Origin of the sequence: Spiroplasma endosymbiont of Nebria brevicollis, assembly GCF_964030895.1 — a bacterium.
Classification (GTDB): Bacteria; Bacillota_I; Bacilli_A; order Mycoplasmatales; family VBWQ01; genus Spiroplasma_E.
In genome coordinates this window covers 397547-420535 of sequence record NZ_OZ034986.1, presented here as the reverse complement: position 1 = coordinate 420535, position 22989 = coordinate 397547, and the positions used below count along the sequence as shown (strand labels likewise).

Genomic DNA, 22989 nt, shown 5'->3' with positions numbered 1-22989 from the left:
CTCAATTTCAACAAATTGGAGATATGCTATTTTTTTGATACTACTAAAACAGGAAGTGAACAATTAGTTGATTTAAAAATTACTTCTTTTCATGCTTTACGATTATCAAATACGACAGCAATTATTTATGGTAAGGACGGATCTTATTTTTTTAATAATCAAAAAATTAATAAAATAAATTTATCAGTTAATGGTACTTATGATATGTCATCTGAAACTGCTTGTTTACTATCAGATAATAATAGCAAATGCATATTTACTTGATGTATAACTAATACTTCTGATTTAAAGTTAATTAGTTTAAATAAAAAAAGTAGAGGATTTTATAGTCTTTCTAGTACAACCGGAGTTTTTATTGATTTTAGTAATAATGGTTATTTATTTAAATATAAATAGTAATTTAATCTATAATAATAAAAAAAGTACTCATAATGAATACTTTTTTTATTATATATAAATGTACATTCTTGTCAGAAAAATATTTTAATACCTAATGGTGCCCGGAGCGGGACTCGAACCCGCATGATTTCTCGGTAGATTTTGAGTCTACTGCGTCTGCCATTTCGCCATCTGGGCAAAATTATTTAATAGCTTATAAAAAATGAGGAATAGTTCCTCGTCATTAATTAATATATAAATGGTGCCCAGAGCGAGACTCGAACTCGCACAACCGTTAAAAGTTATCAGATCTTAAGCCTGACGTGTCTGCCATTTCACCACCTGGGCTTTTGTTTATGGTGTCCCCGGCGAGGATCGAACTTGCGACACCTCGGTTAAAAGCCGAGTGCTCTACCGCTGAGCTACGAGGACAAATGTTTAGTTATAATGGCTGAGGCGGCTGGATTTGAACCAACGATGACGGCGTCAAAGGCCGTTGCCTTACCGCTTGGCTACGCCCCAAGGTAAATATGGTGAAGGGGGAGGGAGTCGAACCCCCGAACTCGAAGAGATCTGGTTTACAGCCAGGTGCAGTTGGCCACTTTGCTACCCCTCCATATTAATGGGTTTTTATAAAATGGTGCTGATGACAGGAATCGAACCTGCAACCTACGGTTTACAAAACCGTTGCTCTGCCGGATTGAGCCACATCAGCAGGTAAATGGTGGAGTATGACGGGCTCGAACCGCCGACCTATTGCTTGTAAGGCAATTGCTCTCCCAACTGAGCTAATACTCCATTTAATTTAGTGTTATTTAGAATGTTCTATTCTTAAAAACCTTAATTATTATAATAGATATTTTTCAGATTTACAATTAAATTTGCAACATATTCTAAAATAATTTAATATTTTTTAAATATAAAGAAAAAAAACAGAAAAAACATAGTTTTAGAGTTAATTTTAATTGTAACAGTTAATATTAAACTAGGAACTGATAGTAAAAATGGTTTATTTCTTATAAAAGATAGCAATGGCTGAATACTTTGTGCTTTATAATTTTGAATATTAATAATATTTGATAATTAATATTCATTTTTTTAACTCCTAACTAATATTTTTTTTCAAAAACATTAAATAAGATGAGAAAAATAAAATAGTTGAAATCACAATATAAACATAAATAGTTACTGAAATATTTTGAAAATATTCAATTTCATTAGTATTTATTTTATTATTAAGTAAAGTTAGTTTAAAATCATGATAACTAAACAAATTATTTTTTTGACTATCAAAGTCAATACTAGAAGAAGGATAAATTTCAAATCAAAAATCCCCATAATAACCCATAAAATAAGATCATAATTGATTTCAGTGTTCAATTATATTAATTTTATTTAACATTTGATATGTATTAACAGAAGCAATGTATTGTTTATAATTCTTATTAAAAATAAGATCATTATTAGTAATATTATTGTAAGTTTGAACTTGATTATAAATATAATCTTCAACTGTTCTAATTACATAATATACAGGATTATAAAACATTTTATCAAATTCATCTCGAAAATCAAAATTATAGTCATGATCTGAAAAAAATATATCTTTAATTTTATTACTATCCAATTTTTCTTTAGCTTGGCCCTTGATATGAATAAAAGTTTTACTAATATCAACATCATAAGTTAATAATGTTGATGCTTTACTTTTTTGAACTAGCATAAATGTATTAATACCATTACATTCATTACCATAGTCATTTATTATACTTAATAAATCTTGAAAAATTTTATTATTATTTAAATTTGATTTTAAAAAATTTAAATCCTTAAAATAACTATTAAAAGTAATTTGTATTATTATAGTTTGATTTTGATATTTTACTGGCCTTCATAGTGTTGCATTACCTTCAAATGTTTTAACGACAGGACTTTTATCAATAAGTCCTAAATCTTTAAAAAAATCAATTCTTTTTTCAATAACTGCTGTTGAATTAACATTATTTAATTCAAAAGAATCTAATTTAGAATAAAAATTAAAAATGGAACTAGTTAAATCAGGATATTTAATTAAATTTTTTTTTAAATTTTCCCTAAATAAAATTGAATTTTTAATTTGTCTGACACTACCTGATGCATTATTTTTAAAACTAAGGATAATATTATCAGTTTTTACCTTAGTTAATGAATAAGGTAAACCACCCAATAAAAATAGACTACAAAAAATAATAAAAATTAAAAAAACACTTTGTGAACGTATAAACGCTAATAACGTAACCACACCAACAGTTACTAAAATACTAAATAAAAAAGAAAAAACAAATAATTTCAAAACAGTAGTAACATAAAAATTTAAATAATGAATATTATCAAAAGTAAAACTACTAATACCTCCTACTACTACTAACATTAGGACATTAAGTAAAATAAAGAGAAAATTCATAAAAAAGAGAGAAATATATTGTGTTAGAATAATAGTTTTTCGTGAATATGGTTTGGTAAGTAATAGTAAAAAAGAACTATCTTCAATTTGAATTCCAAATATCTTTATAGCATTCATTAAAACAAAAATAAATAAAATAATACTATAGAAAATCATAATATAATATTGGAAAATAACTATAAAACTTTCTAGTGACAACTTTAAAGAAAATAAAACTAAAGGAATTAATAAAGAAAGTAATAATGAAAATGAAAATAAAAATATTGTAACAAAAGAATGATTAATTTTAAATAAAATTAATTGAAAAAATTTAATTCAACTGCATTTAGCTTTACTATTCATTAACTTCACCTTTGTATTCCATGAATTTTTAATTTTTTGATTGCTAAATATTCATTACCTCATGCCAACCTTCCTAAGTTAAAAATGATTTTAAATGTGCCAAATCAAAGTCTTTTTTATAAAGAGTTTGTATAAAAATTTTATTTTTAAACAATATAAAATTAAGATTATTAATACTTGCTTCACTTTCTAAAAGCACTAAAAGTTCACTATTATTTTCATCAAATTTAAATTTATAATTATATTTTTTTAATATTTCTATAGTCATAGCAACATTACTGGTTACTAGAATTCAAATTTTATCAATAAGAAAATTCGTTACTGAACCATCATAAAGTAATTTTCCCAATTGCATAATAGTACAACTATCAACAATATCTTTAATTTCATTAATCATATGAGTAGTTAAAAGTATAGTTTTTCCTTCTGATTTTAATGTTTCTAAAATATCATTGAAATATTTTCGTGATTCAGAATCTAAGTTAGCACCTGGTTCATCTAAAATTATTAAATCTGGATTATGAATTAATGCTTGAATTATCATAATCCGATTTTTCATTCCTGAAGAAAAAGAATTTAATTTTTTATTACGATGTTCTCATAAATTAAACATTGTTAAATATTTTTTTATATTATGTTCTAAACTTTCATATTTAATACTTGTTGCTTGCCCTAATTTTTTTAAAAAAATATAGGCTGTTAAATCTTGAGGAAAATTTTCTAAGTTTAAAGAAAAACCTAAACTGGATTTTGATTTTGCTGACCCTGCTTTATAATTATTAATTGTAATAATACCACTATAGTTACTACTAGGTATGGCGCCAATAATTGATTTTAATAACACAGATTTACCACTTCCTGATTGACCGACTAAAGCGTGAATTGTTCCTCTGTAAACTTTAAAGTTAATGTCGATAATATTAAAGTTTTTAAACTTAATATTATATTTTTGAACATTAATAACAATATTGTTATTATCCATTTTTTCCAACTCCTAACTAATATTTTTCCAAAAACATTAAATAAGATAAATGAATTTACAATCATAATCTGAAAAAAATATATCTTTAATAAGGACATCGGTTAACTAAGGTGAATATTTTGTTTGTTAATCTCTAACAAACAATGATTCAACAACATTTTCAATCGTGCTATTATTCTGATTGAAAGATTTAAACACTCACTTATAACTGATTACTTTTAAAACTTAATAAAGTATTTAAATGAATTAACTTAATACTATTTTTAAAATTATTTTTGATAATACCACTAACATTAGCCTATCATAAATCATTTTAAATAAGAGTAAAGGAAAAATTGCCAAATTTACTACTTTCTAATTCAACTTATTAAACTACATCTAATACTACAGTTGCATCTTCACTAATATCTCCTTTGTACTTTAAAATAATAAAATACATTGTAAATACAATAAAACTTTTAGTTTCAAATAGTGCTATCTGCTTTCTTTATTATTCAATTGTTAAATGTTATATAATTTCCTTTATCTTTTTTACCACCGAAAATGAAACGAAATCCATCAATACTAATATTTATATAACTATATCATTCTGAAGGGTTTTTATTTACTTTAAATGTAGCATCATCTATTTTAGTAACAAATTCACTATTTGTAAGAGTTGCAACAGGATTGTAACAACCATTTAAATAAATTCTAAATGGCGTATTATTAATAATTGCTGTTTCTGATATTGCTTTTGCTTTTATTTTCGCATTAAAATATTCACTAACATCGTATAAATTTTTATTTTGTTGTACATAAGTTTCAAAATCTTTTTTATCCATATACATAACTAAATTTTGGTTATTATTAATAATATTAAATGGTGTTTTAAGTCAACTATCTATAGAAAAAGTATTTCCTAAAGCATTAGACATAAATTTTACTCATTGTGTTTTTGTTTCATCTGCACGAATATTAATAAAATTTAATTTAATACTTTTTAAAGTTAAACCAGAAATGTTTCAATCATTTAATTCAATTTTCCCAAAAGCATTAATGTTTTCTTTATTAGTTCTGATACTTTTTTTTGATGCTTCATTTAAATCTGGGCTATTAATTCAATCGTCTAATTTTTTATCAAAATTTTTCATTATTCGTTTTCCAAAATAATCTTCTAAATATTTTACTGATTCATTTTTTGACAATTTAAACGCATTATAAAATTTATTAGCTTCATGATAAATACGATAATTAGGAATGATTGAATCGGAAGTTATTTTTGTAGTAACATTATCTACAAAAATAGCATTTTGAAGATTTAAATGGTTATTTGGTAAATATCCTAGAATTTTTTCTTTTGCATTTTTAATTCTTTCTTCATTGCTAATATCTTTATTTTTGGTTAAATTAATTTCAATTAATTTAGTTTGTAATTTTTCTTTAATTTTCAATGAAGACACCTCAATTACTCCACTTATATTTGCATCTGTGTTTGCAAAATATGAAATATAATTTTGATTGAAATCTTTTTTTTGTTCTTTATTTTCTGCATCTTTATATGATACTTCTAAACTTAAATCCATTCTAATTTTATATCAATAAGTTATATCGTATTTACCCGGACTATAATCACTAATACCAAAATCAACATCTTCTTTTGCTCATTTAAAAGGAACTTTAAAAAATTTTGTATTGTTATTAACAATCTTTAAAATATTATTGGTTGATATTCCATTAAATAATAATCTTAAATCACTATCTGCTAATAATTTAGGCAAAACATTATTAGTAACCAAACTCTGTATTCTTTCGGTAAAAGAACTAACAAAATCAGTATCCTTAATTACTGTTTCTTTATCAGAAGGCATGTTTTTTAGTATTTTATAATACTCAGTGCCTTGTGCAAATTGACCTTCAAAAAATAAATTTTTTCCATCATTTATTAAATTTCCAAATTCTTCATTAATTTTATTTTGTACTTTAATTAATAAATCTTTTATATCAACTCCATCATCATCTGGTGGATTTACAGGTCCACTTGCACCCCCACCACAAGCAACAACACTAGTTACTGGAACAATTGTCAATGTTAAAACACTTAATATTTTTAATAACCTTTTCATCTTAAAACCCCCTATTTTCGCTGTATTCTCTACTTTTTTAAGTTTAACTAAAAATAAGTAAAAAACAAAGAATATACTATAATGCATTCTATGAGAGTAAGATTTTTTAACTTATATTATCCTTAATGATGATATAATTAAACAGTATTAAAAAATAAATTAGGTGATAAAAAATGAAAACTAAAACATGATGACATAAACTACCAACTGATGAAAAAATAATTATGATTTTATTTGGTGCTGGATTTACCTTTTTAGTTTTAGGCTTAATTATGTTATTAAGTATTAGAATTAATCTTATTGAGAATGGTTTTAATTTCATTTATTTAAATGGCGTTATTAATACTCTTATTTATAATCGTGTTGGAGGGTTAACAACTAATATCTTTTTTTTAAAAGTTGGAACTATATTTACAATTTTCCTAATGCCAATTTGTACTTCTTGTAGTATAATTTGATTTATGATTAAAAGATTAATTTTAAAAAAATAAATTTTAATATCTAACATTAAACTAAACAATTGAGGTGTATATAATAATGAGTAATATCGAAAAAAAATTTGCTGACATCATTGATAAAACAAAAAATCTAAAATTAAAAGATTTACAAGGTCATAATATTATTTTTGTTGTTGATATGGTTAACGGTTTTGCCAAAACAGGAGCCTTGTCTTCACCCAATATTAATAGCATTATTAAACCCATTAAACAATTATTAGAAAAAGCACTAATTAATAAAACTAAAGTCATTGCTTTTAATGATTCACATAATGAACACAGTCCTGAGTTTAATACTTTTCCTAACCATTGCTTAGAAGACACAGAAGAATCACAATTAGTAGACGAATTGCAATTTCCTGACATTAAAATTATTAAAAAGAATAGTACCAACGGTTTCTTTGCTTTTGATTTTAAACCTAACTTACAATGGGATAATATTATTATTGTTGGTTGTTGCACTGATATTTGTGTCTATCAACTAGCTATTAGTTGTAAAACATGATTTAATCAACACAATAAAGCAGTTAATATTATTGTTCCGATGACTATGTCTCATACTTTTGAACGTGATGAGCACCCAGCACATATCTTAAATCAATACTCATGATATTCAATGATTAAAAACGGAATTAATGTTGTAAAAGATATTATTTAAAATTTAACAAAATAAAAACCACCATGGTTCATATTGGTGGCTTTTTATTATATTATTTACCTAGTAAACTGAACATTTTCTTTTTGTATACTTCAACCCCTGGTTGATTAAAAGGGTCAATTACTAATAACATGGCACTAACAGCACATGCTTTCATAAAAAAGAAACTAGCATATCCGAACATCTCAGCATCCATTTTCTCCCATTCTAATAGAATGTTTGGTGTTTTACCAAGGCTTTGATCACTATGCGCTTCAATCGTTCCTTGCAAAGCAATATTATTAATTTCATGAAGACTATATTTAGTTAAATAATTTAATTGGTCTTGGTCTTCTTTATCCATAGCAATTTTTAAATTTTGATTGGGTTTCTTAATTTTAATTACTGTTTCAAAAAACATTTTTGAACCTTCTTGAATAAATTGTCCCATTGAATGTAAATCAGTAGAAAAAATGACACTAGCAGGGAATAGACCTTTACCTTCTTTACCTTCTGATTCACCAAATAATTGTTTTCATCATTCACAAAACATTTGCATTTGTGCTTCATAACTAACAAGAATTTCAACAGCTTTATTATTAGTCTTGTAAAGATGATAACGTACTGCAGCATATAAGTAAGCAGCATTAACATCAATCTTATCATTTTTACATTCTCGGTTAGCTAATTTAGCACCATTAATAATTGCTTGACAGTCAATACCTGCTGCTACCATCATAGGAAACATTCCTACGGGTGTTAATACAGAATAGCGACCACCAATATTATCAGGAATAACGAACGTTTGATAACCTTCTTCTTGGGCTAAATCATGTAATACACCTCTGGATTTATCAGTAGTTGCGACAATTCTGCTAGCAATTTCTGCTTTAGTTTTCTTTTGCTTAATTAATAACTCCTTTAATAAACGAAAAGCAATCGCTGGTTCAGTTGTTGTTCCTGATTTAGAAATAACATTAATAGCAAATTCTTTATCTTTTAAGTACTCAATAACTTGTTGGACATAAGTTGAACTCATAGTATTACCCAGGTAAATGATTTTTACACCTTTTACTTTATCAATTTTGGGAAATAATCCTTGAATCATATCAAGTCCAGCCCGTGTTCCTAAATATGAACCACCAATTCCAATTACAACAAGGATTTGTACTTCTTCTTGTAATTTTGTTGCTAATGCTTTCATACGTTTTCATGATTCTTTAAATACTAAATCAGTATCATATTGAAAAGGCATATTGATTCATCCTAATCAACCATCCTCATTTTTAGCGTTTGCTTCTAAGTTATTATGAATCGTTGATATTCGTTCTTGATAATTTTTCATCAAATTATTAATATTTAAATTAGTATAATCTAAAATAGTTTTTATCATTATGTCGATTTCTCCTTTTTATGTTTTTAAAATTTAATAAAAATATTATTATTCGCCCCTCCTTTGATAATAATTATTTATTCAATACTTTTAATTACTATCATTATAATATCCTTATACTAAAAATATAATCCTAAAAATGATAGATTGCAATAAATTATTTAATTTTAACTATAAAAAGCAAAAACAGCAACTATTTAGTTGCTGTCATCTTTTCTGAATCAGTTGTCGACATTGTCTCTTACTGGTGCAAAACCTGAACCGTTTTCATCAATTGCTGATGTTGATTTCTTTTCTACTAAATTTAATTTCATAGTGCTTAAACTAAATTGTTTTTTATTGTGATCAATTTCTGTAATTTCAGCTTGTACTGGCGTCTTAAGTGTGAAATAATCAGTAACATTTTTAACAAATTTAGGTGTAATACGACTAATGTGGATTAATCCTGAGTATCCACTTGGACATGTACAGAATACACCATAAGGTCTAAACCCACTTGGAATTACAGTAATAATATCTCCAACTTTTAATTCTTGGATTTTTACTTCAGCGTCGTTTTTAATAATTGTACTCATAATAAGTTAATTCCTCTTTCTTTGTATAAATTAATAATACTAAGAATATTATATCATTATATTTTATCTTAAAGTTAAAAATAAACATTTTACACTAAATTAATTATCATTTTTAAAACAGCTTATTGCTAACTTAATTTTTATTATTACAGTAAAATTATCAAAAATCATTGATTTTACTCGTTTTTAGTTAATATAATAAACTTAAAAATGTTTTTATATGACATTTTACTGTAATTTTAATTAGTAAAAATAAAATCTAAGGGAATATCTCAACTATCATATTCAATGGCAAAAGGAATTTTTTGCATAGCAAATGCCATACCTATTTTTTGGCATTTAATATTTTTTTTAGTTAAAAAACTATCATAATATCCTTTGCCATGACCAATACGATAGTAGTTAACATCAAAAGCAATCATTGGAATTAACATACAATCAATATTAGTCGGTTTAACTTTAAGGCAAGTTGGTAATGGTTGGGCAATATTAAAACTATTATCAATAGTAACTTCATCTCAATTATTTATTAAATAAAATTCTAATTCATTATCATTCATTCTTGGTAAACAAACTTGTTTAGCATGCCTTCATAGTAACTCAATCAGTTCTTTGGTAGCCACTTCATAAGGTAAAGCATTATAAAGAGCAAACATATGATTTTGTTTAAAGTAGTGTGACTGTTCAAAATTTTTACAAATAATTTTACTTCAATTTTGAATATTATTTTTACTATTATTCTGTAATAATTGATAATAATATTTTCTTAAAACTGATTTGTTTGTAACTTCAGGGACATTCATTTTCATTATTAACAACTCCTTCCTTATTACTGTAATAATTTACTAATACCCTCAATACCTAGTAATGCACATTTAATGCGATTACGTTGTCTTGGAACATTAGTGAAAGCAACTAAATCTTTAATAACATTAGCATCAAATGGTTGTGAATTTAACATTGCTTGATAATTACTAATAATATTTCTAATATCACTAATGGGTTTATTAGCAATTAAATTGCAAAAAATATCAACTGCTGCTGTAGAAATTGCACAACCAACACCAACAAAACGAGCAATAACTACTATTTTATTTTCAATCAAAACTTGAACATAAAAATCGTCAACACAAGATTTACTTGCTTGATGATAGGTTAAACAATTAGCATTATCAATTAAACCTTTATTTGTCGGTTTACTATAATGACTTACTATTAATTTACGAAAATAATCTTGATTATCATTAAAAGAATTCATTTAAAAAATCGCCACCTTCATTAATACCTTTTTTTAAGGCTAATATTAAAGCATCAACATCTGCTTTAGTATTATAAATATAAAAACTAACACGAACTGTTGCTTCCACATTAACTGTTTCTGGTAATAACTTAGCACAAAAAGTACCACTTCGCACACAAATATTTTGTGTTCCCAAATAATTGGAAACATCTTGAGCAAATACCTTTTTAATATTAAAAATCAAATTCCCACTTTTAATATCTTTATTATAAATTTCAATCTTATTACCAATATGTTTTCTTAATTGTTTCACAGCATAGTTTTTTAAATTTATCTCATGGTTATAAATATTCTTAATACCGATATTTAATATGTATGTAATAGCAGAACGTAATCCAAACACACCAGCAAGATTTTGAGTACCACCTTCAAATCGATAAGGACTGTCTAATAAATTATAAGTACCATCTTTATAAATTCGACCATTCATACCACCACCTAATAACAATGGTTGTAGCATATTTAATCATTGTTTTTTCCCCCATCAAACACCAATCCCAGTTGGTCCAAAAATTTTATGTCCAGAAAAAGCAAAAAAATCAATACTTCAACTTTTAACATCTGTTTCAATATGACCAACAGCTTGGGCACCATCTACTACTACTAAAATATTTTTAAATACTCATTTATCATCTTTAAGGTTAGTAATACCATAATCTTTAATAGACTTTGTTAATTGTTGAGTGTTATTAACTGCTGCTAATGAATTATTAACATTAGCAAATGCTACAACTCTAGTCTTAGGTGTTAATATTTTTTTTAAATTTTCAACAGTAATAATGCCATCACTAGTAGTTTCAATAAACTTAATTTTGATATTTTTACTTTCTACTAAACGATAAAATGGCAACAACAGTGAACTATGTTCTAAACTAGAAAGTACAACCTCATCTCCTTTCTGTAAATAAGGTTCTAAACCAAAAACTATTTGATTATAAGCAAAAGTAGCAGAAGGACAAAATACTACTTCATCACTATCACTATTAATAAATTGGGCAACTATTTTTCTCGTATCCTCAAATATTTCATTACCTTCTTCTGCTAATGGGTAATCTTGGCTATGTGTATTAATACAATATTTTTCATAATACTCTTGGATAGCATCTATCACAACTTGTGGTTTTAAAGATGTTGCTGAAGTATCTAAATACGTTAAATTAGGATTTTTTTTAAAAAAGGGAAAATCCAATTTAATATTATTAAAATCATTGTTTTTATTTGACATTGTTTTTTCTCCTATAAATTATAACTACTATTAAATTATACACTTAATTAACTGCTAATTAAATGAAAAATAAACTTCAAGATATTATTTTAAACTTATTATTTTTTAAAAATGATATTAAAATATTTCGATGGTTGAATTAGAAATCATAATAAATAAAATGCAAAAAACTATTCGAAATTTAAAATTTTATGTTAAGATATCTTAGTAAAATAAAAATAAATTCATATTTTTTCTATGAATAAAAGGAGTGAATATAGTGCGCAATATTCTTGCTTTAGTTGCAGCTTTCACATTATCTACGACATCAACTATGTCGGTATTAGCTTGTAATCCAACGTCTGACCGTGGAACAACCAATGTTTTTGACTGAAATCAAGCACTTAAGGCTGCTGGTAGTGCTGGAGAAACTACTAATGATTTTTTTAACTTTCTTAACAGTCAAGGAGGACAATCTTGAGGTAAGGATTTATATAGTACAATTAATCAACATATTAACCTTTCAATTTTGAAAAATAATAATAAATATAAATCTGATTATGATGCTGCTTTAATTACAGTTAACTCACAAATAGACAATAAAATTGCTTCCTTAAAAGCAAAATTTGGTCGTGGTTGAGAAAAACAATGAAAGAAAATTTTATCAGGTTATAACAATAGCGTTGAACAATACAAAGATGATCAACTAAAAGCTATTGCTACTAAAATTATTAATAATAGTTATGTTAGCCAAAACTATGGAGATTATGAATACTATACAACAAGTCAAATATATCCTATGTTAAGAGATATTTTTGAGGACATTAAAACGGGTAAATTTAACACTGTTCAAGCATATATTGATGGTAAAGGAACTTATTCAAACACTGTTTGAATTGTTATCAATGCAAATAATCCTGTTGGAACTGCTGATACCCTAACAGCAACAATAAAAGATGCAATAACATTAAACTACGATTGAAATGCAGTTACTGTTAGCAATGCCGTTGCTAAAACAGTTGGTGACGCTAAAAATGGCGAACATATATCAAGTACATATAATACTGTTAATGGATTACTGAGTGACAACCAAGCAAAAATCGCTCAAATAATAATGACAGCTCAAGAACCAATTTGAGCTCGTCAAATTGTTGTTCCTTTTAATGCCACTGCCAAAGATAATGCATTAAAAGTAGCTATTAAACCAGAACAATTTTCTGACAATAATCCCAAAATTAATGCAATAGTAAATGATATTAAAAATTTAGGTTTTGACCAAACCTTTACTAATCAAGGTACCACAGCTGCAGGAACAACTGATACAACTGGTGACTTGGGATTAGTGAATATTAACAGTGCAACTAAGGACAATGCTCCTTTTTACTATTACCTATATCGTTATGTCACTAGTGCACAAGGCATTGGCAAGAATGTTACTGGTAATATTCAACAAGATAATCTATATAAATACGATGGTAGTGGTGGCTTAACTACCCTGTTACCATTTATTGATCATACTAACAATGATAAAAAAAATGTAACTAGTCAATACAATGACTTAATTTATATGGACGATACAAAAAGTTCTACTAGTATACTACCTGAACCTACAAAGAATAATGGACCTGGTGTTGGTATCTTTATTGATACTGCTGGTATTCACTTTATTCAAACACCTGGTATTACTTACCAACAGGCAGCTTCTACTAAATCAACATATGATATTATTCAAGAGTTTAATAAGAAAAAACAAAATCCACAAGATTTAAAATGAGATGATGTTTCTCCACTTGCTGACCGTCCAGGTGGCTTAAGCAATAGTCCTTATCTTGACTATTTACAAACAGCATTTTTATTACAAAAAAATAAAGGTCTTGACACAACAATTGATTTAAACAAAGCTTTAGGTGACTTTACTGCAACCAGCACTGACCTTGGAAGTCCTAATTGATGAGATTACAATTTATTCTTTGATAATAACGCTAGTTTAATTCATTGAAATATTAGTGACCTAACAGGTTCAACTCCATCACTTGATAATACAACAATTGATGCATTTGCTAAGAGTTTACAAACATGATTTACTAATGTGAAAAATAGCCGTTGAGATAATAAACAAGCACTATACGTTAACGGTCACTTCCAAAATGATGTTAAAACACTTAATACATCTTGGGATGCATTTGGTATTAATGCACCAACTGCTCGTCTAAATGAAAATATTTCTGATTATCTAACTAAAGTTGGAAAACAAACTTTATGATGATATGATCCAAATATTATTACAAATAATTAGGGAGGTAAAAAAATGAAAAACAAGAAAAAAATCATTCCATTAATAGCTTCCGTTACACTTCTCGCAGGACCTGTATTACTAGTAACTGCTTGTGATAATGAACGTGATATGAATAGCCTACCAAATGGTAAAATTCCTGATAATTACAAAAATCGGATTTTATTTAATTTCTTAGGAGTAAACTTTACTAAAACCGTTGGTGAACAATTTAAAGATGCCTACGCGTCAGGAATTGACTTAATTTTAAATGATGTCGAAGGAATAATTGCTCAACAAAAATTCTATGATTTTTTTCATAATACCCTAAGTCCTACAGTTTATACAGAAGATGAACTTGGTGCTGATGGCAAGGTAATAAAAGAAGGTACTGCTAATCAAGCTTTTGATAAAATCAAAGATGAACTTGGTTTAAGTCTTTTAACTCAAGCATATTTACAAGGTATAAAAAGTGGTACATCATTAGATGAAACTACGAACTTTACAAATAATCTTGCATTATTCCAAACTGACTCTTGACATCGTGGAGGTACTGGCAGTTTAGATTATAGTCAAGACGAATTTTATAAAAAAGATAATACTGAAACTGGGTTAAAAAATGATCCTAATGAAGTATTTGCTAATGCTAATCTTTATAAAGATTATGGAACTGATAAAAATGAAGCATTTATGAAACAACTTGCTGACATTGTTAAACATCCAGATGATAATACCACTAATGTTCTGCTTCCATTACAACAAAATACACAAAACTATATTGGCGATGCCGGAGTTAATCCTGATACACTACCAAAAGCTTTAGATACAACAGTTGCAGATTACCAAACAAATTTAAAACGTTTCCAATGATCATTACGCTTCCGTTATGAACAATATTATAAATACATGATTTTACCTAAACTAAATGAAAAATTATTTACTATGTCCTATCTTTTAAATAATCTTTTCATACCTAATCAAAAAGATGATAGTAAAAATCCAATTATTGAAACAACTACTAATAATACATATATTGACCAACTACAAAATATTAATGATTATAAAACTTCTAACTATCGTTTAATTTGAAACTTTCAAACCAACAAGGCAAATGCAATTACTATAGAAAATGATTGAAATAAGCCTATTAATACATGAAAAAGTATTGCTACAACTAATGGAGCAGAATTAAACCGTGATTTTTTTAATAGACTAAAAAGTGGTACTTCTGATTCTATCAACCAAATTGATAATATTTTTGGTGCTAATGGTTATACAACAACAGCTGCTGGTCAAGCTGCCAAACCTGTAGCAGATGCTGCAAAAGCAGGATGAGTAACAATTAAAGATGGTACCCACTATGAATTAACTAATGATACTATTGCCAACTTTACTTATACAGCACCAATCTATTTTTTAAATGTACTACAAAAATTAGACTTTAGTTGTATTTTAAATGATAAAAATAAAAAAAAATGAATTCCTAAAACTAGTGGTTTAATTCAAGATTGAAATAACCATAAGAATCCAAGTAAAGACACAGATTTTTCAAAATATATTTATGGTGGAACTGGTAGCAACATCACTCAAGACCAAAAATTTGGCATTTTCTGACAAATGTTATATTTCCTTGCTGATGGGGATGCAAATAAAGACAATGCAACAAACAACTTTAAATTATCAGCACAAAATTTATTTCCTACATATATCCCTAAAGGTAATATTTATGAAAAAGGATTCTGAGACAAAGTTAAACAGTATTACTAATAATTAACCACACACATAATTAAAAAACATATACTAGGTATGTGTTTTTTAATTATAAAATAAATTTTAAGTTATAATGTATAAAGTAGGAAGAGATGATAATATATGCCAAATTCACAATGTATTTTTTGTACAATTAGTAAAAATTCAGAAAACTTAGTTTATGAAGACAAACATACCATAGCATTCATGGATATCAAACCCGTCACCCTAGGTCATACCTTAGTCATTCCTAAGCAACATTTTGCAACCTTCCTTGACGCAACTCCGGAAATTGTTGGTTTTGTTAATAGTACTACCCATAAAATAGCAATGCAACTACAAACACTAATTCCTGAAATTAAAGGTTTTAATATCTTAACTAACAACGGCAGTGAAGCATATCAAGAAGTCTTCCACTACCATGTACATATAATACCGAAATACAATAAAGAAAAAGGTTTAATATTAACTCACACTACAGAAGATGTTAAGATAGAAAATATTAAGACTATTAAACAATCATTAAAAACAAAATTCATGTAATTAAGGAGGAAAATGAAATGAAAAATATAAAGCTATTAACTTTACCAAAAATCTTAATGCTAATTGGTTCAATATGAATCATTATCTTTAGTTTACTATACGCAACTAAAGTCACAACTTATAATTTTTATGGATGAAAAGAAAATGGTGCCACATTAATTCTCCTTGGTATTATGTACATTATTATCCCTTTCTCAGTTAAACCAGGTTTATGATCAAAACTATGAGCATTAGTAATTGCCTTCATTTCTATATTAATTGTGATTGGATTATTTGTTGGAACTGGTGTTGATTACAAAGCAGTTTGAACTTATATTAATGCCTTACCACACATTATCATGGCACTAGGTGCTATCTTATGAATCTTCAATAGCAAATAACAAATTAATAGTAAAATCTTTATAATTTTATTTTAAAGCAACAAATTCAGAAAACAAAATAGGAAAATTTTTGAGTGAAAGGTATTTGATATTACTTATGAAAAAAATATTGAAATTTTTGTTATCGTTAACTAGCATTACTATTGTTAGTGCTAATAGTCTAATTACTGTTGCCTGTGGTGGTGGAACATCTTGAACGATATATGACATATACAAAGATTACTTCTATAAGTATCCAAGGATATATAAAAGTAATCCCTACTATGCTTTTATTACTGACTACGCTAATAAAACTAAACTTCCTGCTAGTGTTGCTTCAATGCAGGAATTTGATGACCTGCAGACTAACCCAACGTGAAATACATTCTCACAATTAGAAACGGATTTAACAACTACCAAGCTAAGCAATACAGTTACGATTAATGTTAACTGGAATAACTTATATAGTAAGGCAGGGCTTGACTCACTATCAATTGGTAAAGCTGATAACTTACAATTAAAATTTTACAATACCATTGCTAAAGTATATCAAAAAACTAATATCCTCCGTTTACTACAAAAAGTTAGACTTGCTCCCACTGGTGATGAGAATGTTATTGCTTATAATGCTTATGATGCATATAATCTAGAACAAACACAAACTTATGATAAAGATTTTGCTAATCAAAATAAAATCAATAAACAATATAATGGCAACTATTGAAACTCTAATCATTTAAATTGTGTCAGTATTCATGAGTATGGGCATGCTTTAAGTAACTATATTACTGTTTCTCCTGAATATCGTCATCTTTTCAATACCACTCCTGAACCAACAACAACATCTAACCAAAACATGCTAAGCAAACCACGTGCCTATTCTGATCTTACACAAGTCTTAATGAATTATTTGGACACTAAAATAACCATTACTGCAACTAGTGATTTTGATAAATGTGTTAAGAACTTTCTCTTTCCATTAATTGTTGTCAACAGTGGTTATAGCAGGGTTAGTTTCTCTACTCGTAACCTTAACAAACGTAATGAATTCTTTGCCGAAGCCTTTAATTTATGATTAGGAACTGATAGTGATAAACGTACTTGAAAGTGAGAATTATTAAACGACTTCTTTATGAACTATCTGCCGATATTTGCTAGATTAAAAAACCCTGTCCAATAAACTGTGTAAATTTCTAAAACAATATATCTGAGAGGGTCACTCCTAGGTTAAATAAAACTTAGTGAGGAGACCTCTTTTTATGAGACAATATAGTAAAGAAGAAAAATTAAAAATAATAAATAAATATAAGAGTGGAGAGTTGGAGTATCAGCCACTAAATTAAGTAGAAAAAATAAAGTTAGTGGAAAAATCATTTATATATGGCTAAATAAATGAAAACAAACTCTAGCAGAGAATATTATGTTATTATTAAACTTAACTAGCCGATGCCTTTATACCAAAACCAGAACTAAAAAAAATCTAAAATCAGAAGAAAATCAAAACATTAAAATTAAACCCTCTTATTCTAAACCTTATCTTTATCAGTGTTATCAAATTATTAAAACAAAAGGTATTTGAAACACCAGAAATTAGGGTATAATTAGTTCAATTAAGTATCATTTTTCACCGCGAAGTTTATTTTAAGGTTAAATTTGATATTTTTTTTATTTTTTTATGATATGATTATTAAAGATTTGTATTAGTTTATAAATCATTTAATTTTATTAAAAAATTCTTGTCCGGGATGTTTTATAAATGAATATTTCATATAATTTTTATGTTAAAAAGATTTTTTATGCTTGTTATGTTAAGAATGTTGTTTTGCCAATTGATGTTTTGAATAATAAACGTAATGAGAATGGTATTAAGAATGTGGGTAATGATAGTAAGTTAAGACATAATAATGTTCGTACTAAGTCTAAATTAATTCAAAAAGCATTACATAATTTTTATGATGCTAAGGTTTTAAGTTTTTTAACTTTGACTTATCAGCGAATGAAACTGATATTAGAAAAGCAAAACATGATATTTCTATATTCTTTAAACGTTTAAAGCGTTGATGAAATGACCCTAAGCGTGCTAAATATATGGGTGAATTGAAGTATTTTTATGTTTATGAGTATCAAAAGCGTGGAGCAGTACATTTTCATATAGTTTTTAATCGTAAAATACCTTATAGTATGATATTTCAGTGATGACAATATGCTCAAAAATCGGGTATTAAATTAATTGTTGTTAAAAAAGGTACTAATGAATTTGTTGTTAAGTATTTAAGTAAGTATGTAACAAAAGTGCAAGAGAATATTAAGTCTTTAAATCAAAAAGATGTTGGTGTTCAGGCGTATTCTTTTAGTCGTAATTGTAAAAATCCGATTATAGTTCGTGGTGTTAAAAATTTACTTTTACAAGATTTAGTTAAAGCGTGTGAAAAGGCAAAAGAGTTTTATTTGTTTAAAACTAAGAAAAGTGAACAAGGTGTTACTTATTTAATTGGTGGAAGTTATGATTATAATGTTACTGATGATTATTTTAGAGATTTTCAGCAATATGTAAGTTTAGAAAGTTTACGGTTTAGGTATTGATTGAAAAATAAATTTAATAGAAATGAAATTTTAGATTTTCTATATAAAGTTTTTGATAAAAGTAAAATTGTAAAAGTATTTTTTGCAAAAATACTTTTACATTAATTAAAATTTAATTTTGTTGTTTTTAATATTTTCATTTTTGATTATTTAATTTTTATTATTTGTATTTTTTTGTATTTTTGTTATACTTTAATTGTGCAGATACTGTTGTTGTTCGGACAAGGAATAATGGTGTCTGCTATTTTATTATTAATTTGTTGAAATTTTTATTTATTATGTTATTATAATATTGTAAGTAAATATTTTTTAAAACTAGTTTTTAAATAGTATTTAGCTTATTTGAATTGGTAATACAATTCCTTGTCCGGGATAGTTAAATACTTCATTTAAAAACTTTTTTTATTAGATTATTTTTTATTTATAGTTTAATTACTTATTGTTTGCCAATTCTTTTATTAATTTTTTATTAAAATTTTTGGGAGTGTAACAAAAATCCGGAATTAATTATTCAATATTGTCTGATTATCATTTGAGACGAGAAATAATTAAGAATTTTTATGCAATTGTAATTTAATAATACTCTTAATTATAAATAATTACAACTAAAATACATATTCTAATTATTTTCAATAGTTTAGTATATTCAAAGACACAAAAAATACTTACTAAACAGACATTTAATAAGTTTTCAAGATTTAATTTAAAAATTAGATTATGGTTTTAAATTTATTTCTTGACATTTAAAGATAATCATTTGCTTATATGTTTCAATATTATAAGTGCGATTACCAAGCATTGACTTTAAAATATGTCAAACATTACTTTCAGCAAAACAACCAATATTTTCTTTACAAGATTGATTAGTAATGCCTTGTTTATTATTAAGAAAGTATTTTTTCTTTAGTTTTTTATGTTTTAAGGTTTTAAGATAATCCAGTAATTTATCATATTCACCATTTTCAATAAAATTTCTACAAGTATTATATTCTTGATAATACTTGCCTTTATTACCGGCAATAATGCCAAGATATAGTACTTTAATTAAATGAAATTTATCTAAAATAAATTTAGCATTAAGATATTCAGCAGTTTTTTTAATTCAACCAGCACTATCACCACAAATGATTACTTGTGCTTGGTCAAAATTTTCAAAAAATTGTTTTCCTTGTTCTAAAATAAAGTCAGCGGTTTTCTCAGCACCAAGCACGGTTTTATTAGGTCTTATAATGACACTTGCTCTTTTATTAACTAATGTATGATTAATATTATCTGTATAAAATACTACTAATCGCATGGAATATTTATTAATTTTACGCTTGTATTCTCAAAATTTTCGATGACCATCATCAAAATACTAATATAAATAGGTTGGTTTGGTTCTAGTTTAATTTTACTAATATTTTGTATGACAATTACATATTTCTTAAATATACGACAAATAGTCATACGATTAACATTTGCTTGTAACATGGTATGACAAATATCTTTGTATCTTTTTCCATCAGCAAAATATGCAATAGCATTTTGTTCGATATCTTCTCCAATTCTCTTATATTTAGGTAATTCTAGTTTTTCATCAACTAGACAAACATATACTAATTGGTTTGATTCTGTGTTATAATATTTGTAAATACGTCGTTTATAAATTACTACACCATATATTGTGTTTCTTTTTCTTTTTTCAAAATCAACAACCATATATTTGCTTTTATCTCGTGTTTTAAATAATTTTAGGTCTATTTTTTCTCATCTTTTTTTGATATATTCTAAATTTAATTGATTAATTTTTTGGTATTGTTCTCGATAATTTCAAGACATTGTATGTCTCCATTCTATTTAATGTTTGATACATTAAAATTTTAATTTATAAGTAAAGGTTTGTGAATAAAATATGACACTTATTAGTAGTTATGCACAATTAAATAAAAAATATGACCTTAATTTTAGTGATAATAATTATGGTTTTAATTGAGATATTTTTAAAGAATTTGTTGGTGAACAATGAGCAGAATTTTTTACTACCAATTGTTTTTATCGTTTTGTACCAACTGCACGTTTAACAAGAAAAACATGAAATTGTTTAGCGTTTGACTTATTTGTGTGCTGTAATTTTAGTGATAGTTCTGTACAAGAAGTAAGACGTTATGAAAATACTCATAATGAAACAACCATTGGTTCTTTAATGGATGTTTGTCAATATTTAGAAGATAAGTATGATATTCACTTAGGAGTTAATAATCCACATGGTATTAAATGAAAAATCACTAAGGATGGTGGTTGTATTATCTTTCCTAATAATCAACAAATAGATTTTATTGGTTATTCTAATGGTAATAAAATTTTTGGTAAAGCCGTTGGTGGTTCTAGTTATTTATGTTCAAGAACAGATGAAATTATTATGGCAGAAGAAAAAGAAACTTTAAGTGAAAAACAATTAACTCAACGTTATGAACGTTTAAAATTATCAATGTTTCGTAGTAATCGTATTAAAGTATCTAATGAACCAATTCAAGACTGAAGTTGAACATTTACTGATAGAAATATATTTAGTCCAACTTATGGTAAAAAAATTACTCGTTATTTTTATAAAAATCACTTTATTGCTTTTACTTGTAATCCCTATGATAAATACCACCCCTTTTATTTGCTCTATTGCACACCCTATTTGCCATTAAATGATAAAGTTATAGATACCCTTAAAAAAATTGGTAAGGTCTACTATGAAGATACGGAAGCGTTTAGTGGGCTTGGATTATTTATTTTAAGATTTACTTTATTTCCATTTTGAAATAAATTAGAACCAGTAACACAAAAATTAATTTTAGAATTAAAAAAGAAAAATCCTGATGAATTTAATACTGTTTATTATGGATTTGAATATTTAGATAGTGATGCAACTGTTTTTCCATTTCTAAAAGCAATAAAATATTGACAACCATATAATTTACAAGAATTCTATAACAAAGAAAAAGATACTTATAAATTTGATTTTTATAGTGTTGGTGTTGATTGAGCAACAGGTTCCAAAGACCATACTGTACTTATGGTAACTGGTTTTAAAGAATATAATAATAGTGGTTATTATGACCCTTATATTATTTGTGAATTAGTAGTTACTCCAAATGATTTTATCAATGAAAATGAAAAGATTAATGCTTATGTTGATGAAATTTGCGGATTACTTGATAATTTTGAAAATTTTGACCAAGCAATTTACTATTATGATGATAAAGCAAAAACCGCTATTGATTGAATAAGTCAAAAATTAGCAGATGAACATAATATCTTAATTATGAGTCAAGTTGCAATTAAACATGCTTCCAGTCTTAATCAAGAAGCAGGATTAACTGACCGTTGTGTATGAATGCGTAATATTATGAGTTATGGTAATTTTTATGCTAATCAAAATGATTTATTAAAAACTACACAATGTTTAGAAGAATTACGCTATGACCAAATCAAAACTAACATTCCTGATAAAACTATGTACCAAGACCCTTATGATGCTTTGTTTTATGCGCTATATCCATACAAAAACATAATTAGGGGTAAAAATAATGGTTCTACTAAAATAAGTGTTTTTTCTTATGCCATATAACCAACGAAAACAATAATAGTAATAGT

General features: G+C 26.3%; 21 protein-coding genes and 7 tRNA genes. 11 read left to right on the top strand and 17 right to left on the bottom strand.

Annotated elements, in window-relative coordinates; all coding sequences use genetic code 4:
- Window positions 1-15 precede the first annotated feature (15 nt).
- A complete protein-coding gene (locus AAHM98_RS02400) occupies window positions 16-396 on the top strand; it encodes a hypothetical protein (protein ID WP_342276897.1) in 381 nt (126 codons plus the stop codon).
- A gap of 98 nt (window positions 397-494) precedes the next feature.
- Here the strand turns inward: AAHM98_RS02400 and AAHM98_RS02395 are convergent.
- The 10 genes from AAHM98_RS02395 to AAHM98_RS02350 all read right to left on the bottom strand — a co-directional run bounded on the left by AAHM98_RS02395 (window position 495) and on the right by AAHM98_RS02350 (window position 6250).
- Window positions 495-576 (bottom strand) — tRNA-Leu (locus AAHM98_RS02395).
- Window positions 577-638: 62 nt separating this feature from the next.
- Window positions 639-726: transfer RNA gene (locus AAHM98_RS02390), tRNA-Leu, on the bottom strand.
- 9 nt (window positions 727-735) lie between these two features.
- Window positions 736-810 (bottom strand) — tRNA-Lys (locus tag AAHM98_RS02385).
- Window positions 811-826: 16 nt separating this feature from the next.
- A tRNA-Gln gene (locus tag AAHM98_RS02380) sits at window positions 827-900 on the bottom strand.
- 9 nt (window positions 901-909) lie between these two features.
- Window positions 910-994: transfer RNA gene (locus AAHM98_RS02375), tRNA-Tyr, on the bottom strand.
- A 22-nt stretch (window positions 995-1016) separates the two neighbouring features.
- Window positions 1017-1093, bottom strand: a tRNA-Thr gene (locus AAHM98_RS02370).
- A gap of 7 nt (window positions 1094-1100) precedes the next feature.
- Window positions 1101-1176 (bottom strand) — tRNA-Val (locus AAHM98_RS02365).
- A gap of 307 nt (window positions 1177-1483) precedes the next feature.
- Window positions 1484-3163, bottom strand: a complete 1680-nt coding sequence (locus AAHM98_RS02360; RefSeq protein WP_342276896.1) for a hypothetical protein — start codon at window positions 3161-3163, stop codon at window positions 1484-1486.
- A 73-nt stretch (window positions 3164-3236) separates the two neighbouring features.
- Window positions 3237-4145: an ABC transporter ATP-binding protein gene (locus AAHM98_RS02355; protein WP_342276895.1), complete on the bottom strand. Its 909-nt coding sequence runs from the start codon at window positions 4143-4145 to the stop codon at window positions 3237-3239.
- A gap of 458 nt (window positions 4146-4603) precedes the next feature.
- Entirely contained in the window at window positions 4604-6250 is a 1647-nt protein-coding gene (locus AAHM98_RS02350; RefSeq protein ID WP_342276894.1) for a hypothetical protein, read from the bottom strand.
- 173 nt (window positions 6251-6423) lie between these two features.
- On the opposite strand from AAHM98_RS02350, the gene AAHM98_RS02345 reads away from it, so the two are divergent.
- Both AAHM98_RS02345 and AAHM98_RS02340 read left to right on the top strand, forming a co-directional pair.
- Entirely contained in the window at window positions 6424-6741 is a 318-nt protein-coding gene (locus tag AAHM98_RS02345) for a hypothetical protein (protein ID WP_342276893.1), read from the top strand.
- A 46-nt stretch (window positions 6742-6787) separates the two neighbouring features.
- Window positions 6788-7405, top strand: a complete 618-nt coding sequence (locus tag AAHM98_RS02340; protein ID WP_342276892.1) for an isochorismatase family cysteine hydrolase — start codon at window positions 6788-6790, stop codon at window positions 7403-7405.
- A gap of 52 nt (window positions 7406-7457) precedes the next feature.
- Here AAHM98_RS02340 and AAHM98_RS02335 read toward each other — a convergent pair whose 3' ends face one another.
- The 5 genes from AAHM98_RS02335 to AAHM98_RS02315 all read right to left on the bottom strand — a co-directional run bounded on the left by AAHM98_RS02335 (window position 7458) and on the right by AAHM98_RS02315 (window position 11877).
- Window positions 7458-8777, bottom strand: coding sequence for a glucose-6-phosphate isomerase (locus AAHM98_RS02335; RefSeq protein ID WP_342276891.1), 1320 nt, complete (start codon window positions 8775-8777; stop codon window positions 7458-7460).
- Between the two features lie 197 nt (window positions 8778-8974).
- Window positions 8975-9352 (bottom strand): S1 RNA-binding domain-containing protein, encoded by a 378-nt coding sequence (locus AAHM98_RS02330; protein ID WP_342276890.1) that lies wholly within the window; start codon window positions 9350-9352, stop codon window positions 8975-8977.
- Between the two features lie 239 nt (window positions 9353-9591).
- Window positions 9592-10161 (bottom strand): 5-formyltetrahydrofolate cyclo-ligase, encoded by a 570-nt coding sequence (locus tag AAHM98_RS02325; protein ID WP_342276889.1) that lies wholly within the window; start codon window positions 10159-10161, stop codon window positions 9592-9594.
- Between the two features lie 20 nt (window positions 10162-10181).
- Window positions 10182-10610: an iron-sulfur cluster assembly scaffold protein gene (locus AAHM98_RS02320; RefSeq protein ID WP_342276888.1), complete on the bottom strand. Its 429-nt coding sequence runs from the start codon at window positions 10608-10610 to the stop codon at window positions 10182-10184.
- A complete protein-coding gene (locus tag AAHM98_RS02315) occupies window positions 10597-11877 on the bottom strand; it encodes an aminotransferase class V-fold PLP-dependent enzyme (RefSeq protein WP_342276887.1) in 1281 nt (426 codons plus the stop codon). The genes AAHM98_RS02320 and AAHM98_RS02315 overlap by 14 nt, the downstream gene beginning before the upstream one ends.
- A gap of 259 nt (window positions 11878-12136) precedes the next feature.
- Between AAHM98_RS02315 and AAHM98_RS02310 the strand changes: the two genes are divergently transcribed.
- The 7 genes from AAHM98_RS02310 to AAHM98_RS02280 all read left to right on the top strand — a co-directional run bounded on the left by AAHM98_RS02310 (window position 12137) and on the right by AAHM98_RS02280 (window position 19467).
- Window positions 12137-14152 carry a hypothetical protein gene (locus AAHM98_RS02310; protein ID WP_342276886.1) on the top strand — a complete coding sequence of 672 codons (2016 nt, stop codon included), beginning with the start codon at window positions 12137-12139 and terminating at the stop codon, window positions 14150-14152.
- A gap of 12 nt (window positions 14153-14164) precedes the next feature.
- The gene (locus AAHM98_RS02305) at window positions 14165-15895 is read left to right on the top strand and encodes a hypothetical protein (protein WP_342276885.1); all 1731 of its coding nucleotides are present in this window, start codon (window positions 14165-14167) and stop codon (window positions 15893-15895) included.
- Window positions 15896-16000: 105 nt separating this feature from the next.
- Entirely contained in the window at window positions 16001-16420 is a 420-nt protein-coding gene (locus AAHM98_RS02300) for an HIT family protein (protein WP_342276884.1), read from the top strand.
- Window positions 16421-16437: 17 nt separating this feature from the next.
- A complete protein-coding gene (locus AAHM98_RS02295) occupies window positions 16438-16800 on the top strand; it encodes a hypothetical protein (RefSeq protein ID WP_342276883.1) in 363 nt (120 codons plus the stop codon).
- A 118-nt stretch (window positions 16801-16918) separates the two neighbouring features.
- A complete protein-coding gene (locus AAHM98_RS02290) occupies window positions 16919-17959 on the top strand; it encodes a hypothetical protein (protein ID WP_342276882.1) in 1041 nt (346 codons plus the stop codon).
- Window positions 17960-18535: 576 nt separating this feature from the next.
- Window positions 18536-18832: a hypothetical protein gene (locus tag AAHM98_RS02285; RefSeq protein WP_342276881.1), complete on the top strand. Its 297-nt coding sequence runs from the start codon at window positions 18536-18538 to the stop codon at window positions 18830-18832.
- Window positions 18766-19467 (top strand): rolling circle replication-associated protein, encoded by a 702-nt coding sequence (locus AAHM98_RS02280; protein ID WP_425289602.1) that lies wholly within the window; start codon window positions 18766-18768, stop codon window positions 19465-19467. The genes AAHM98_RS02285 and AAHM98_RS02280 overlap by 67 nt, the downstream gene beginning before the upstream one ends.
- 610 nt (window positions 19468-20077) lie before the next feature.
- Here the strand turns inward: AAHM98_RS02280 and AAHM98_RS02275 are convergent.
- Window positions 20078-20659: a UPF0236 family transposase-like protein gene (locus AAHM98_RS02275; protein WP_342276879.1), complete on the bottom strand. Its 582-nt coding sequence runs from the start codon at window positions 20657-20659 to the stop codon at window positions 20078-20080.
- Window positions 20650-21183 carry a UPF0236 family transposase-like protein gene (locus tag AAHM98_RS02270; protein WP_342276878.1) on the bottom strand — a complete coding sequence of 178 codons (534 nt, stop codon included), beginning with the start codon at window positions 21181-21183 and terminating at the stop codon, window positions 20650-20652. Before AAHM98_RS02270 ends, AAHM98_RS02275 begins: the two co-directional genes overlap by 10 nt.
- A 73-nt stretch (window positions 21184-21256) precedes the next feature.
- Between AAHM98_RS02270 and AAHM98_RS02265 the strand changes: the two genes are divergently transcribed.
- Entirely contained in the window at window positions 21257-22963 is a 1707-nt protein-coding gene (locus AAHM98_RS02265; RefSeq protein WP_342276877.1) for a hypothetical protein, read from the top strand.
- Window positions 22964-22989 lie beyond the last annotated feature (26 nt).